Below are 15160 nucleotides of genomic sequence, written 5' to 3' on the forward strand. Positions count from 1 at the left end.
AAAAATATAAAAATATTTATAAAAATTACAATGATTTTTAACTAATTTTATGATTGTTGTGCTAAACTAATTTCGAAAAATAAGTATTTTAAGGGGATAATTGAAATGAAATTTTGTCCGGAATGTGGAAATAAATTAATTGAAAATGCTAAATTTTGTCCGGAATGCGGATTTAAAATTGCAAGTATAAACAATAGTAGTCAAAAAATCGAAGAAGTGGATGTAGTAGAGAAGTTAAGTTCAGATGTGTATATTAAGTCATTATTAAATGAAACAAATCTAACAGATATCATGATTACACCTGATATTCCTGAAAAAGTTCTCATAAATGCATCAGTCAGTATTGCAGAAGGTATTGATCCAAATACTGTTATAGCATTAATCGATACTAGTTTATTAAATAATGGTAAATCAGGAGTAGTGTTTACTGGGGCTGAAATGTATTTAAAAACTACGTTTGATAGTGTTAAGAAAATCCCTTTTGAAAATATAATATCAGCTGAGTATGATTCTGACAGAACAATCAATAATAAGGGAAAAGTAATTGAATATCATCGAGTAATCGTTTCATATAAAAACGGTGAAGATATAGAATTTAGCTCTGAACAATTTGATAGTGATTTGCCATATAAACTTATTGCAAAGTTATTGAATGATTTTAATAAACGTGTAGATAATATTGCTTCTAAAAATCAAGTAGTGCAAATTAGTCAAATGAGTTCAGAAATATTGGAATTATATTTCAGAATTGTTATTGCATATTTAAAAGATGATGATGGCATTATTGATAGTCGGGAGTATAAAGAACTCATCAGTTTGATGACCAAAATAAAAGTTAGCAAACAATTGGCCAATGATTTAAGAAAGTATCGATTCGAAGATAAAGAAGATTTAACTATTGAAGAATTAATAGATCAACTTAAAAGTCAAACTAATAAAGATAATTTTTCAGAAGCTGCAGTAGAACAAACTTTGGCTATGGATATTATAGGAATGAATAGTGATAAATTAGACAGTATTAAGGATGACGAAGTATTAGTTAGAATGCTTAATAGATTAAATATTTCAGATAAACAACTGAAGTTTATTTTGAGAAAAATTAAAGCAGATAAAGAAATTATTGAAAGTAGAATGACAGATAGTCAAATTAAAGAGGTAAACAAAGAACTTGCTGCTGTGGCTAGTGGTGCCGGGTTAGTGGCTCTGGGACTACTTACGAGTGGTGGAACTGTTTACCTGGGAATTATAGCGGGATTTGGTGTTTATAGAGGCCTTAAATACTTCTCTGGCACAGGAGAAGCAGAGAAGTTCGGTATTAGAATGCAAACGCTTAATGACCGTATTAGTCAACTACGTATTGCTAATGCCTACATTATTGAAGATATCAATTGGTTAAGTCAAAAAATGACAGATTTTGCTTTAAAATTACGTGAATCAAACGAACTTAGTTCAGAGTTGTATAAAGAATTAGAATTAATTATAAATCAAAATCAATCATTAGCTGATGCTGGTAGTTTGATTGAGGAGGATGAAACTTATTCTGAACGTGAATTGTTATTAACTATGATTCCTGAAAGTTTAGATATAGGAAAATATAACGAATTATTAGCTAAAAATATTAATAAAGTTTATGCGGATGAAGTAATTAAAAATGTTTATTTGATAAATGGAGATTTAGATAATCAATCTGAAGCTGACGATGTCGCTTTAAGAGAGAATATCGAATTGGATGAATTAAAAGCAGTGCATACTGTTCTTGAAGATATCGGTTACTTCGATACAAAAGCATCAAGTATTGCTCAAAGTAAATCACTTGCTAAAAAAGGATTTTCAGGTTTGAAAAAATCATTGTTTAGTGGAGAAAAAGATGAGTAGACAGGGGAGAAAAGATAAAAAAGAACTAAAAGGTTTAGCAGAAAATCTGTTAGTAGATTATGAATTACGTAATCAAGCTAATGACAACCTTGATAAGTCTTTGCATAATATTGATGTTATGAAAGAGAATATTGATAATCAAATTAATATGAAAAAAGACTTATTGAATGAATTAAGAAAACGAAGATTAAATAATACTCAGTCTCAAGATTCTAATCTCACAAAATTTAATGATGAAGTGTTGAGAAATAAACTGAGAGATGGCCAAATTTATGCTTCAAAATCTATTGATTTGGTAGAAACAAAAAATGTTAAAACAATAGATATTGATAGAGATGATTTTAATTCTTACGAATATAATAGACAATTCGCATTAGAAAATAATATAGACTTAACAAGTCCATTTTTAAATTTATATAGTAAACATGAGCAGGTTGAAGTGGCTCGTAAAATGATAGAAAAATTTGACTTACTAGAACTTGAAAAAGAGGACTATGGATTCGCAGCATGTGCAGCGTTAATTGCAGGGATTGTAGATTGTGCGCTTGTAGGTACGATATCTCATAATAATCCAAGTGTATTACAGAAAAAAGTGGATGAAAAATTTTATTCAATTGTACAGAAATACTCTAATAACAGAGAATTACCAGAGTTGAAAGCGAAATTCGAAAAAGTTCAATCAAGGAAAGATGTTAGTTCAGATTATATTAAAGAGTTAGAAAATAAAATTAAAGCCATTGAAAATGGAACTCAATCAAGAAAAGATATGGTTGGTTATTTAGAAAAGAAATACAGAGTTAAATATGATGCGGTACATGATAAGTCTATAGCTGGAATGTATGTCAATAATCATCATAATGCTTCTTTAGCACATGATTTTTCACCTTTAGGTTTATTAGTTGGTATTATGGACCAGTTAACTGGGAAATCAACTTTTATTTCTGCTAAGACCGGGGAAATATCAAGAATTGCAACAAAGAATAAAAATACAGAATTACAAGGAAATATTATACAGAAAATTATTGGAGCCACTAACAATTGGTTTGGTCATTGCATGAGTGATATTGTTGGTAGTAGTGGCTCAAAAGGTAGAGGGCAAGGCTTACCCGCACCTTTTTGGCCCTATTTGCAAAAATTAAATTTCGGTAAAGTTAAACTTTCTAATAATAAAGAATTATCTATTGGACAGTTAACAGATTGGATGTTTCAAAATGGCTATGACACAAGGGCTTTTGTTGCAGAACTAATTCCTGTTATCATATTTGAAACTTTAATTAGATGCTATTGGTTTTATAAACAAAAATTCTATTATGGCAAATCATTTAAAGAGAGCCTACCTATAGCAAATAGTCGTGAGTTATCTCGCTTATTACTGGTTGGTAATGCAACTTTTACTTCAATTGATACTACACATGCAACTATTAAAGGGGTAATGAAAACTGGTGGGCATGGCGTTGATATTGGAACGTTTGTAATGACTGTAAATAAACCTGGTCTTGTTGATTTAGGATTTAGAAGTTTTCAAAATGCCCGGTTAGAACTTGAACATAAAAAACATGTTAATAAAATTATAGATGAAGACATTGTAGTAGAGTATAAGAGAGTGATGTCTTCTAGGGGTGTATTTGAGTAACATTTGCACTTTACCATTTCTTTACTCACCCCCAATAATCCATAAATATTCCTCTTGTAAGATGGTGGTGTATACACTTTTATCTTACAGGGGGATTTTTTTATGGATAAGAAGCAGTTTGGGAATAAGCGTGAGGCGTATTCGATCCGTAAATATTCAATCGGGGCGGCGTCTATTCTTGTTGGGAGTTTATTATTTATAGGTGGGGGTCAAGCGTCTGCTGCGGAAAGTCATGAGGCGAATACTTCTGAAAAGGTTTCAACTGAACAAACACAATCAACTGAGGAACAACCGAGTCATGAAGCCTCAACGCAACGTGTGGAACAACCACAAAACAAAGTGATAGCAACACAAGAAATTCAAACTAAGGAAGACGCATCTACTGAACAAGTACCGTCTCAAGAAGCGGATACAGATGGAAATAAAGCGATACATAATAAGAATCAAAATAGTAATCAAACAGAACAAGTAACTAAAGAAACGACACAACAAAGTAAATCATCTAACGATGTAACAACATCTCAAACACCAACTACACAAGAACAACCTAAAACAGAACAATCACAAACCCAAGAACAACCTCAACATGAAACCAAAAAAGCATCATCACAAAACAACACACAAGAAGCACCTACACAAGAAACTAAAAAATCAACACAACCAGCGACTAATTTCAGACAAACAGAAAAACGTCATACGACACAACAATCTAACCAAAATGCACATTCTGATGTATCTCAATCCAACGTGACATCGACTGAAAAAGTACGAAACTCAAATGTAGCACGTACGAACGCACACCCTTTTTCAAAAGAAACGCAAATGAATAAAGTAACGGCTACAGAAGCGCGTGATGTCACAGTTGCGGATGTTCCTAAATCACAACTGACGCATATGTCTCCGCAACAAAAGCAAGTGCTCTTCAATGCGTTACAACGTGATGCGAACGCGCAAGATCAACAACCGAAAGCAATCCTTTCTACAACACCTGAATGGACATCGGCACAACGTACAAAGAATGCGTCTCGCACTGGTCAAGATCAATTGAACATCACGCATACAGGACGTTATACAAGTGGTGCGGATTTCGATAAGGGTGGAACTGAAATTGTGAAATACAATCCAAAGAATGGCTATGCGTATTCGGTAAATGGTGATAAGGAAGCGTTGGATATTATTGATGTGAAGCATCCTGGAAAGGATGGCGCAATTCATTTAGTGAAGCGTATTTACCTGCAAGATAATGGGATTGAAGCGGGTGACTTAACGAGTGTGACGGTACATCCGAGTGGAGCGTATGTAGCTGTGTCGGCGCCAGCAGTGGATAAGACGAAGCCCGGGCATGTTGTATTTTATGATTCAAATGGTGAATATATCAATAACGTGACGGTCGGCAGTCTACCAGATATGGTCACTTTTTCAAAAGATGGCAAATATTTATTGGTCGCTAATGAAGGGGAACCAAGTGACGATTATACCGTCAACCCACCAGGTTCTGTGTCAGTGATTGATGTGGCGAATGGTCCTGAAAATGTAACTGCGAATGACGTGCGTACGGCAATGTTCACGAAAGAACATCAAGAAGGTATTCGAGCTTTAGGACCTAATGCGGAAGATGCTTATTTGAATATTGAACCAGAATATATTGCGGTTGATAGTCAAAGTAAATATGCCTATGTCACGTTACAAGAAGTGAGTGCTATCGCGAAGATTGATATTGCGAAAGGAAACATTGTCCAAGTGAAAGGGTTACCGTATAAAGACCATTCACTTGCCCAAAATGCGATGGATGTATCTGATGAAGATGGTAAATCAGAGTTGCGACGTGTACCAGTATTAGGACTGTTACAACCAGATGGCATCGATACGTATGACTACAATGGTGAAACCTATTTATTGATCGCAAATGAAGGTGATTCTCAAGATTATGAGGGTTATTCTGAGGAAAAACGTGTGAAGAAATTGAAAGATGATATTCAATTGGATGCACGTTATTATCAAGGCTACACGCAAGCAGAACTAGATGAAATGGTGAAAAATGGCTTATTTGATGATGAGCAATTGGGTCGTTTGAAAGTTACGACGTCACATGCATTTAAAGATGCAAATGGTAAATACAATGCGCTTGTATCATACGGTGGACGTTCATTCTCAATCTTAAGAGCGTCAGACTTAGAAATGATTTATGACAGTGGCAATGATATTGAGCAACGCGTTTTAGACTTATTGCCTGAGAGATTCAATGCCAATTATGAATCAGCTGATGACATTAAAGTAGATGACAGAAGTGATGATAAAGGTCCAGAAGCTGAAAATGTGGTAGTTGGTAAAGTAGGCAGTCATTCATATGCCTTTGTCGGTTTAGAACGTGTGGGTGGTATTATGATTTATGATATTACAAACCCTAATGAACCGTATTTTGTGAAATATTTATATGACCCAGATAATAAAGATATTTCACCTGAGGGCATCACGTTTGAAAGTGCTGAAGACAGTCCAAATGGTAAACCAATGTTGATTGCATCATTTGAGTTATCTGGCACAACATCCGCTTGGGAATTAGAGGATTTAACAGGTGATCAAGAAAGTGATGATGGAGAAGATAGTGATAACCCGGGAAATACTAACGGGGCGTCTAAAGATGATTCAGATAACCCTACCTCTGAAAATGAAGCACCCAATACTAATCATGGTGTAGATAATGACGAACAACCTAATAACGGAAACGATACTTCAAGTAACGAAGAAGGCAATCATGCTTCTGATAATAATAATGGAAATGATGAGGGCTTAGAACCACCTTATGAAGTCGGTGGTGACATTTATGAAGATGATAGTGACGCGATTATCTCAAATCAAGAAGATAACAATGCACAGGCACATAAAGAAGTAGAGAGTAAAGATTCTTCTCACAATATGAATCATAGTGTCCATAACAATCATCAAGAAGAAAGCTATAATCAACAAACAACAAAATCTAACAATCATAACTTGAGTGTGATAAGTACTCAATCTCCAAGTCATCATGAAGTGATAACTCATCATGCAAGTGAAGTATCTGATAAGGTAACCCATTCAAATACTTCGAGTGACAACGTAACAAAGGTACTACCAAAGTCAGGTCAAACTGATACAAACACAACATTATGGTCAGTACTTTTAGGAGGCCTAGGCCTTGCATTAATTAAAAAACGCAAAACGTCAAAATCTGAGAAATAATGCTTCAGAGAGTGAGGCTGGGACATAAATAATATAATGAAGCTATTTTGCAAATTCGCAGTAGCTGACTGAACTGAGAAGGCGCTTAAATCGAGCTTTTCTCAGTTCTAGTCATCCTTGCGGGGGTGGGACAACGAATTTAAAAGAATTCTGTCCCTCTCCCATTTTTCACACAACAAAAGCACTTATAGCATTGGGAGAACTATAAGTGCTTCAACGGCCATATTGGCGTTTTGGGAAAATATAAAAATTGGGTTTTTAATAAAATGTACGTATGGATACATTTTATTGGCATGGGATTACTAGTAATTCATAAATGTACTCAATAATTTAAAGAAGTTTGAGTAATTCAAACTAAATTGAAAAGAAAAGAGCATGTAATTGATCACGTAAAGAACATTACGAATGCAATTAGTCTCCCAAAACAAATACATAAATCATGTATCTACTTTTGATAAATACCCATTCAATTTAAAATAAAACTCTTTTTACAAACAAAAAGGATAAAAATATTAATTTTATTGAAGATAAAGATATTATCTTTAAGCGTGCCATGCTATATACGATTTCTAAGTTTTTCCATTACAAAACGATACAATTAAATGCGATTTACGTATATATGATTTTGCATAGTATTTATTTTGCTTTTTACATAAAAAATAATAAATTCCGTGGAATATAATTTGTTTTTTTAGTAAAATAGTCACTAAACGAGGATAAAAGATAACTTTAGGGGTTTAAAATAGTTAACTTATATTCTCTTTTTTTATTATCTATAAGGGGATGGAAAAATATTATGGATTTACTTATTGGTACGTTATTCTTAATTTTAGTTCTTATTATTTTTACATTATTTACGTATAAAGCGCCCAATGGTATGCGTGCGATGGGAGCACTAGCAAATGCGGCGATTGCAACGTTCTTAGTCGAAGCATTCAACAAGTATGTAGGCGGAGAAGTCTTTGGCATCAAGTTTCTTGAAGAGTTAGGAGATGCTGCGGGAGGCCTTGGTGGCGTTGCTGCAGCAGGATTAACTGCACTTGCGATTGGTGTGTCTCCAGTCTATGCACTAGTGATTGGTGCTGCCTGTGGTGGTATGGATCTCCTACCAGGTTTCTTCGCAGGTTATCTGATTGGTTACGTTATGAAATACACAGAGAAATATGTTCCAGACGGTGTCGATTTAATTGGTTCGGTTGTGATACTTGCGCCACTTGCAAGATTAATTGCAGCTGGTTTAACACCAGTCGTTAATAATACACTCTTGAAAATTGGTGACATTATTCAAAGCAGTACAGACACGAATCCAATCTTTATGGGTATCGTTCTCGGAGGTATCATTACAGTTGTTGGTACAGCGCCATTAAGTTCAATGGCATTAACCGCATTACTCGGATTAACAGGTATACCGATGGCAATCGGGGCAATGGCTGCATTTAGTTCAGCATTTATGAACGGAACATTATTCCACCGTTTAAAACTAGGTGACCGTAAATCAACAATCTCAGTAAGTATTGAACCGTTATCTCAAGCAGATATTGTATCAGCTAACCCAATTCCAATTTACATAACCAACTTCTTCGGTGGTGCTGCAGCAGGTCTAATTATCGCATTATCTGGTATGGTTAATGATGCGACAGGTACAGCGACACCGATTGCAGGTTTCCTTGTCATGTTTGGCTTTAATAATCCAATGACAGTCGTTATATACGGTGTAGTGATGGCTATCGTTGGTGGACTTGCAGGTTGGATTGGTTCACTCGTATTTAAGAAATACCCAATTGTTACTAAACAGGACATGATTAATCGAGGCGCTAAAGACGCATAATATCAAAATAAACCTTCTTTGTACCATTGTGACAAAGAAGGTTTTTTTAGTATATAAATTTAAAAAATGGAACAAGTATTGCCAATGAGAAACGAATTACTAAATAAGTTTAATAATACTATTTTATGTGTAATAATAAAAATATAAAAATTGGAGTAATCTCTTTCATTATAACGCTATAAAATGTAAAAATATCTAAAATCATGTTATTGTAAACATTTTGTCAATTATACATAAATAATTTATAAACTTATTTAAAAAGTGTTGTATTATATTTTGTTATCGCTTACAATACATGTGAAAGATATCACAAAGGAGTTGTACAAGATGCAAAATTTAAGAAATAGAAGTTTTTTAACACTATTAGACTTTTCACAAAAAGAGGTTGAGTTTTTACTAAATCTATCTGAGGATTTAAAACGAGCGAAATACGCTGGTATAGAACAACAAAAGCTTAAAGGTAAAAACATCGCTTTGATCTTTGAAAAAGACTCTACGCGTACACGTTGTGCGTTTGAAACTGCAGCATATGATCAAGGCGCTCACGTGACATATCTTGGACCAACTGGAAGCCAAATGGGTAAAAAAGAATCTGCTAAAGATACTGCTCGTGTATTAGGTGGTATGTATGATGGAATCGAATACCGTGGCTTCTCACAACGTACTGTTGAAGAATTAGCGAAATATTCAGGTGTGCCTGTGTGGAACGGCTTAACAGATGAAGATCATCCTACTCAAGTACTTGCTGACTTCTTAACAGCAAAAGAAGTATTGAAAAAACCATACCACGAAATTAACTTCACATATGTTGGAGACGGACGTAACAACGTTGCAAATGCATTAATGCAAGGTGCAGCAATTATGGGAATGACTTTCCACTTAGTTTGCCCTAAAGAATTAAATCCAACAGATGAATTATTAAATCGTTGTAAAGAAATCGCAGCTAAAAATGGTGGCGAAATCTTAGTAACTGATAACATCGATGAAGGTGTTAAAGGTTCAGACGTTATCTACACAGACGTTTGGGTATCAATGGGTGAACCTGATGAAGTTTGGGAAAAACGTATTAAATTATTAGAACCATATCGTGTAACTAAAGAAATGATGGAAAAAACTGGTAACCCACGTGCAATTTTCGAACACTGCTTACCATCATTCCACGATACTGAAACTAAAATTGGTAAAGAAATTCAAGAAAAATATGGCTTAACTGAAATGGAAGTTGCTGACGAAGTCTTTGAAAGTGAACAATCTGTTGTCTTCCAAGAAGCAGAAAACAGAGCACACACTATTAAAGCTGTGATGGTTGCAACTTTAGGAGAATAATCGAAGGGAGACCTACCTATGTCTAAAATCGTAGTGGCTTTAGGTGGTAACGCTTTAGGACAATCACCTGAAGAGCAATTAGAATTAGTTAAAGGAACAGCTAAATCATTAGTTAGCTTAATCCAAAAAGGTTATGAAGTTGTAATCAGTCATGGTAATGGCCCACAAGTCGGCAGTATTAATTTAGGATTAAATTACGCAGCTGAAAATGGCCAAGGACCAGCGTTCCCATTCCCAGAATGTGGCGCAATGAGTCAAGCTTACATTGGCTATCAACTACAAGAAAGTTTATTAAATGAACTTCATGAATTAGGTATCGATAAACAAGTTGTTACATTAGTAACCCAAGTAGAAGTTGCTGGTGATGACCAAGCATTCGATAATCCAACAAAACCAATTGGTCTATTCTATACTAAAGAACAAGCGGATCAAACAATGCAAGAAAAAGGTTATCAATTTGTAGAAGACTCAGGACGTGGCTATCGTCGAGTTGTACCTTCTCCAATGCCAATCAACATTGTAGAATTAGATAGCATTGAAACATTGATTAAACACGGCACACTCGTTATTGCAGCTGGTGGTGGCGGTATCCCAGTTGTTAAAGAAGAAGGTAACTACAAAGGCGTCGATGCTGTTATCGATAAAGATAAAACAAGTGCTTTATTAGCAGCACACTTAAAATCAGATCAATTAATTATCTTAACAGCAGTAGACTATGTTTACATTAACTATGGTAAAGATAATCAAGAAGCTTTAGGTGAAGTAACAGTAGATGAAATGAATAAACACATTGCTGACGGTCAATTTGCAAAAGGCAGTATGTTACCTAAAGTAGAAGCAGCATTACAATTCATCGAGAAAAATCCAGAAGGTAGTGTATTAATCACATCTCTTGAAGACTTAGGAGATGCCTTAGATGGTAAGATTGGTACATTAATTAAAAAGTAATGTTATGTGAATGACTTTTGACATGGTTATAAAATAACACTCAATACATTTTAATAAATAAGTTAAACCTGGGCTTAATGTATGTGATTTACATACTAAGCTCAGGTTTTTTAGTGGTCATTTAATTATTAAAAATCCCCTCACTAAATAGCGTAGTGAAGGGAATGAGGTTTATCAAATGTGATTTAGTTGTTAGTAACATTCAAAATGTGACTTAAAATTGCTCTGCTACAATTAACTCAATATAAATGCCACAAATTCTTCTACGCTAAGATTGCCAAAGTAGAAGGTCAAATCAATGTCATTCAAACGTTCAATTAAATCTGCTTTGACCATGCGTGTCCCAATTAAATGTGCTTCAACATCGTGAATGTTGCCTTGACCAAAGAAATCGCCATAAATACGACAAGCGGCAATACGGTTATGTTCAATTGATAGGGAAATATCAATTGTGCCACAACTAAAGCGCTCATTTCGATTGTATTCGTATCGTGGTGAACGGCCATAGTTCCATTCCCAATTATCATACTTTTCAGCGACTAATTGATCGATGCCAGCCCAATCTTCATCAGTTAATTCATAGCGTTTAGCATCTTTAATGTCATCAATGCCCATAATTTGCGTAATCATCAGATCTTTAAATTCGTGAATAGTGATGTCTTGATATTTAGGATCTAATGCATCACGAATTTGACCGACACGGGCACGTACAGATTTAATACCTTTAGATTCAATCTTCTTACGGTTTGGTTTCAACACATTGACCATGGCGTCATAATCAACATCTAATAATAATGAATAGCCACCATAAATACGATCATTCAATAATGTCATCGCAGCGCCTGAAATTTTCTTGTCATTTAAAGCAAGGTCATTTCGACCACTTTGAATGACGTCAGTGGCACCTAAATTGTGTAGTGCTTGAATGGCCGGACGATAGAAGCGTTGGAAATCTCCGTATATGGATGTATCTTGTTCTAAAATACAACATACGTTGACGGCACCATCATCCACGTAAACTGCGCCACCGCCTGTATCACGGCGCACCACTTTAATATGATGCGCATCGACATAATCTTGATTAATTTCTACTGCAGTATTCTGGAAGCGACCGATTTCTACTTTCGGTTGGCAATAATATGGAAGTAATATATCTTCATCTAAAAAGATGTGGTTATTAACATATACTTGCATCGCCAAGTTAACGGCGCCATCATCGATATATTTACCATTACGAATAGGTTCTATTAAATACATGTTCTCGTCTCCTAAGTTGTTAATTGTCTTTGTGCATGAATGATTAACGACGCAATATCTTCAGTAAGATGAATCGTTCTATCTTGGATTGATTTAGGGATGCGATATGCTTTCTTATTTAACGTCATAAACACAGCATTTGGATTTTGGCGTGTCATACGTTGGAACGGATGTTTCACAAATTGTGGTGTCGTATAACCAATACCGATTTCAAGATATAACACTTTGCCATCTTTATGCGTGTCTAGAAAATGGTTGTAGCGATCTAGTTGTGCATGGAAGTCCGCATCTTCAACCATCCCTACTTGTGCTTTACGTTTATTAATTTCCATAGGCGCATCACATTTAGGGCAATGTGGAATCAGTTCATATGGAATTTTCATGTCTTCTTGTTGGGCTACCATTTCGCGAATTGCATCATCGTCACGATACGTTTGTGCATGACAGTGTTGGCTACATTGCCAGAGAATGTATTCTCCTTGAATATGGAACACTTTGTCTAAATCATAATCTGCGACGAGAAAGGCATTATCTGCATTTGTCGTAATGATATGATAATCCTTTTGCTGAAGCATCTGTTTAAGTGCCACGTAAGAAGGACCTACAGGTTGATCTAAGTAGTTTAATTTCACGAAACGACTTTCAAATGCCCAATACTCCTGCCAACTTTCAAATGGATGCAGACTCGCTTGTAGCATATCGAAGAAGTTATATTTCTCGATAAAATCAGGGAAATTCTGCGTAAAGCGTTCACCAATATAAGTGAAGCCGTCTGATGCAGACATCCCCGCACCTATACCTACAACAATGGCATCTGCTTCATCAATCGCTTGTGCTAAAATATCCGTTTGATTAGCGTCTGCTTGTTGCGCCTTATCAAGTGCAATCCAGTTCTGTTTCTGTGTTATGTTATCTGTTGTTGTCATTGAAAGCCTCCTTATAAAGTGCTAAATCTCTGTCTGTGAATACGTTAAAGAGTACTTTCATCTTTGAGCCAGTTTCATGCAAATAGTCGCGTGTGGTTTGAATTGCTATGCGACTCGCTTCATCTTGAGGGAATCCAAAGACACCTGTTGAAATACAACAGAATGCTAGGTGCTTTAAGCCATGTTCGTCGGCGAGTGCCAGACAACTTCGATAACAACGTGCGAGCAAATCTTTATTCATCTGTGACACAGGTTGTTTATGAATTTGAGGCCCGACTGTATGAATAACATATGTCGCTGGTAGATTATAAGCAGAGGTAATCTTTGCTTTCCCCACACCTTCTTTACGGCCTTGTTGCGCAATAATATCAGCGCAATCAAGACGTAACTGTACACCAGCTTTAGTGTGAATGATATTATCGATGCAATCATGATTCGCTTGCATACATCCTAAGAATCGGCTGTTCGCTGCGTTGACGATACCGTCAATAGCAAGTGTTGTGATGTCGCCTTGCCATACATATAGTGACGCATCTGAAATAGGTGTTAAATCATCGATATGTGTGATGTCTTGTTGGTTGTTCAATGTAGATAAAAAGGCATCTTGTATCTCTAAGTACTCAGAACTTACAGGCTCAGGTGGACGAACATTGGCCAAACCACGATACAATTCCCACTGTTCTATGTCAGTCTCAGGGAGGTCTAAAGGTTTGTCACCATATTGTTCTTTCCACATGGCTTCAATTAGATAAGCTAAACGTTCTTGTTGATTCACTGCATTTAGTCCTCATCTGGATCTGGTAATGCGTCGTATGCTGCTTCATCTACATTTTCTAATTTAACTAACCAATTTTCTTCTGGTTTTTCTGAATTTAAAATGGCTGGTTCATCTTCTGCTTTCGTATTACGTTCGACGATTTTACCTGCAAGTGGAGATTGCACATCTAATACAGTTTTAGATGCTTCGATGCTGACGATTTCATCATTAACATTAACATCGTCTGCACCCATAAATTCGACATAACCTACAGTACCTACATCATCTTGTAATTCAGGTGTCATACGATAAATATATTGGTTACCTACTTTTTCTACATATAAATAATTAGCTAATTTAGCCATTACATATCATCCTTTCTTTCTTTATAAATACGCTTGTGCTATGCGTTCGATTGTACGACATCGTTGGTCGATGCCTGGTAATAGTGGTACAACTAAGACTTCATCCGCCTTAAATTCTTGGATCATTGCATCCAAGCGGGGTTTCACTTGTGCTATTGTTCCAGCTAGAATTCGTGAGCGGTGTTGAGCGATAATGCGTTTATCACGGTCACTTAATTTATATTGTCTAGCTGTTTCAATAGAAGGGAAGCGGTCAAACTCAGCAAATTGTTGTTTGCCTAATAACCAAACGTCAAGTGCATGTAATAAGTCTTGCGCCTCTTCTTCAGTATCCGTAACGATGACAAACGTGGTTAACATGACTGTGGGTGACATGTTTAACGCAGTCGGTTGAAAATGTTCGCGATACGTTTCGACGGACGCTTTAGCTGCATCAATCTTATCTTGGCTTGGTAATAAGAATGTCCCTAATGTGTAGCCCATGCCTTGTGTAGCAGCTAATTTAGCTGAACGTTGACTTGCGCTTAAGAGCCACATATCAGGATGACGAGATAGCTGAGGTTGACTAATGACCTGTCCTACGCGTTGGGCTTCTGGTGCTTGCGTCAAGTAATGGCGAATATCTTCAATACTTTGTGCATAATCAAGATAATCACGTTTGTCCTCGTCCATTGCGCGTTTAACCACCGATGTACCTGGATTATTGCCGATACCCAAGTCAACCCGACCAGGGTGGAGTGCCTCTAACATCTTGAAATTTTCGGCCACTTTAAACGGGCTATAGTGCGGTAACATGACCCCGCCAGACCCCAATTTAATGCGTTTCGTTTCCCCTAACAAATGCATCATTAAGAGTTCAGGACTACCACTCGCAAACGCTGGTACATCATGATGTTCCGTTAACCAGAAACGTTTATAACCAAGTTCGTCAGCGCGTTTAGCAAGTCTTGTTGTATCTTGTAATGCTTGTGTCGCATCCTTACCTTCATCAATCATGGCATAATCTAATATATTGAAATCCACTTG

11 protein-coding genes are annotated in these 15160 nt (G+C 36.0%); 6 read left to right on the forward strand and 5 right to left on the reverse strand.

What is annotated here, in order from left to right; genetic code table 11:
- Window positions 1-105: 105 nt before the first annotated feature.
- The 6 genes from HMPREF3239_RS01915 (at window position 106) to arcC (ending at window position 10829) form a co-directional block, all read left to right on the forward strand.
- A complete protein-coding gene (locus HMPREF3239_RS01915; RefSeq protein WP_053030086.1) occupies window positions 106-1875 on the forward strand; it encodes a zinc-ribbon domain-containing protein in 1770 nt (589 codons plus the stop codon).
- On the forward strand, window positions 1868-3508 hold the full coding sequence (locus HMPREF3239_RS01920; RefSeq protein ID WP_070854554.1) for an ATP-binding protein: 1641 nt from the start codon (window positions 1868-1870) through the stop codon (window positions 3506-3508). Before HMPREF3239_RS01915 ends, HMPREF3239_RS01920 begins: the two co-directional genes overlap by 8 nt.
- A 102-nt stretch (window positions 3509-3610) precedes the next feature.
- Window positions 3611-6727 (forward strand): choice-of-anchor I family protein, encoded by a 3117-nt coding sequence (locus HMPREF3239_RS01925; RefSeq protein ID WP_053030084.1) that lies wholly within the window; start codon window positions 3611-3613, stop codon window positions 6725-6727.
- A gap of 796 nt (window positions 6728-7523) precedes the next feature.
- Window positions 7524-8555, forward strand: a complete 1032-nt coding sequence (locus HMPREF3239_RS01930) for a PTS sugar transporter subunit IIC (RefSeq protein WP_053030083.1) — start codon at window positions 7524-7526, stop codon at window positions 8553-8555.
- 327 nt (window positions 8556-8882) lie between these two features.
- Window positions 8883-9881: an ornithine carbamoyltransferase gene (argF, locus tag HMPREF3239_RS01935; RefSeq protein WP_053030082.1), complete on the forward strand. Its 999-nt coding sequence runs from the start codon at window positions 8883-8885 to the stop codon at window positions 9879-9881.
- A gap of 18 nt (window positions 9882-9899) precedes the next feature.
- A complete protein-coding gene (arcC, locus tag HMPREF3239_RS01940) occupies window positions 9900-10829 on the forward strand; it encodes a carbamate kinase (RefSeq protein WP_053030081.1) in 930 nt (309 codons plus the stop codon).
- A 234-nt stretch (window positions 10830-11063) separates the two neighbouring features.
- On the opposite strand, the gene HMPREF3239_RS01945 is transcribed toward arcC, so the two are convergent.
- From HMPREF3239_RS01945 to HMPREF3239_RS01965, 5 genes are read right to left on the reverse strand one after another with little or no spacing between them, the layout of a single operon-like run.
- A complete protein-coding gene (locus HMPREF3239_RS01945; protein ID WP_053030080.1) occupies window positions 11064-12086 on the reverse strand; it encodes a lipoate--protein ligase in 1023 nt (340 codons plus the stop codon).
- An 11-nt stretch (window positions 12087-12097) separates the two neighbouring features.
- Window positions 12098-13012 (reverse strand): SIR2 family NAD-dependent protein deacylase, encoded by a 915-nt coding sequence (locus tag HMPREF3239_RS01950; RefSeq protein ID WP_053030079.1) that lies wholly within the window; start codon window positions 13010-13012, stop codon window positions 12098-12100.
- Window positions 12996-13748, reverse strand: coding sequence for a protein-ADP-ribose hydrolase (locus HMPREF3239_RS01955; RefSeq protein ID WP_053030218.1), 753 nt, complete (start codon window positions 13746-13748; stop codon window positions 12996-12998). The genes HMPREF3239_RS01950 and HMPREF3239_RS01955 overlap by 17 nt, the downstream gene beginning before the upstream one ends.
- 44 nt (window positions 13749-13792) lie before the next feature.
- On the reverse strand, window positions 13793-14134 hold the full coding sequence (locus HMPREF3239_RS01960) for a glycine cleavage system H family protein (RefSeq protein ID WP_053030078.1): 342 nt from the start codon (window positions 14132-14134) through the stop codon (window positions 13793-13795).
- Window positions 14135-14155: 21 nt separating this feature from the next.
- A complete protein-coding gene (locus HMPREF3239_RS01965) occupies window positions 14156-15157 on the reverse strand; it encodes an LLM class flavin-dependent oxidoreductase (RefSeq protein ID WP_080365538.1) in 1002 nt (333 codons plus the stop codon).
- Window positions 15158-15160: the final 3 nt, after the last annotated feature.

It is taken from the genome of Staphylococcus sp. HMSC34C02, from assembly GCF_001838705.1.
Lineage (GTDB): Bacteria > Bacillota > Bacilli > Staphylococcales > Staphylococcaceae > Staphylococcus > Staphylococcus borealis.

What these genes read in the sequence shown, in the direction of transcription:
- arcC (WP_053030081.1), top strand. Translation starts at nt 9,900, where the DNA reads ATGTCTAAAATCGTAGTGGCTTTAGGTGGTAACGCTTTAGGACAATCA.
- HMPREF3239_RS01945 (WP_053030080.1), bottom strand. Translation starts at nt 12,086, where the DNA reads ATGTATTTAATAGAACCTATTCGTAATGGTAAATATATCGATGATGGC.
- HMPREF3239_RS01950 (WP_053030079.1), bottom strand. Translation starts at nt 13,012, where the DNA reads ATGACAACAACAGATAACATAACACAGAAACAGAACTGGATTGCACTT.
- HMPREF3239_RS01930 (WP_053030083.1), top strand. Translation starts at nt 7,524, where the DNA reads ATGGATTTACTTATTGGTACGTTATTCTTAATTTTAGTTCTTATTATT.
- HMPREF3239_RS01960 (WP_053030078.1), bottom strand. Translation starts at nt 14,134, where the DNA reads ATGGCTAAATTAGCTAATTATTTATATGTAGAAAAAGTAGGTAACCAA.
- HMPREF3239_RS01955 (WP_053030218.1), bottom strand. Translation starts at nt 13,748, where the DNA reads ATGTGGAAAGAACAATATGGTGACAAACCTTTAGACCTCCCTGAGACT.
- argF (WP_053030082.1), top strand. Translation starts at nt 8,883, where the DNA reads ATGCAAAATTTAAGAAATAGAAGTTTTTTAACACTATTAGACTTTTCA.
- HMPREF3239_RS01920 (WP_070854554.1), top strand. Translation starts at nt 1,868, where the DNA reads ATGAGTAGACAGGGGAGAAAAGATAAAAAAGAACTAAAAGGTTTAGCA.
- HMPREF3239_RS01915 (WP_053030086.1), top strand. Translation starts at nt 106, where the DNA reads ATGAAATTTTGTCCGGAATGTGGAAATAAATTAATTGAAAATGCTAAA.
- HMPREF3239_RS01925 (WP_053030084.1), top strand. Translation starts at nt 3,611, where the DNA reads ATGGATAAGAAGCAGTTTGGGAATAAGCGTGAGGCGTATTCGATCCGT.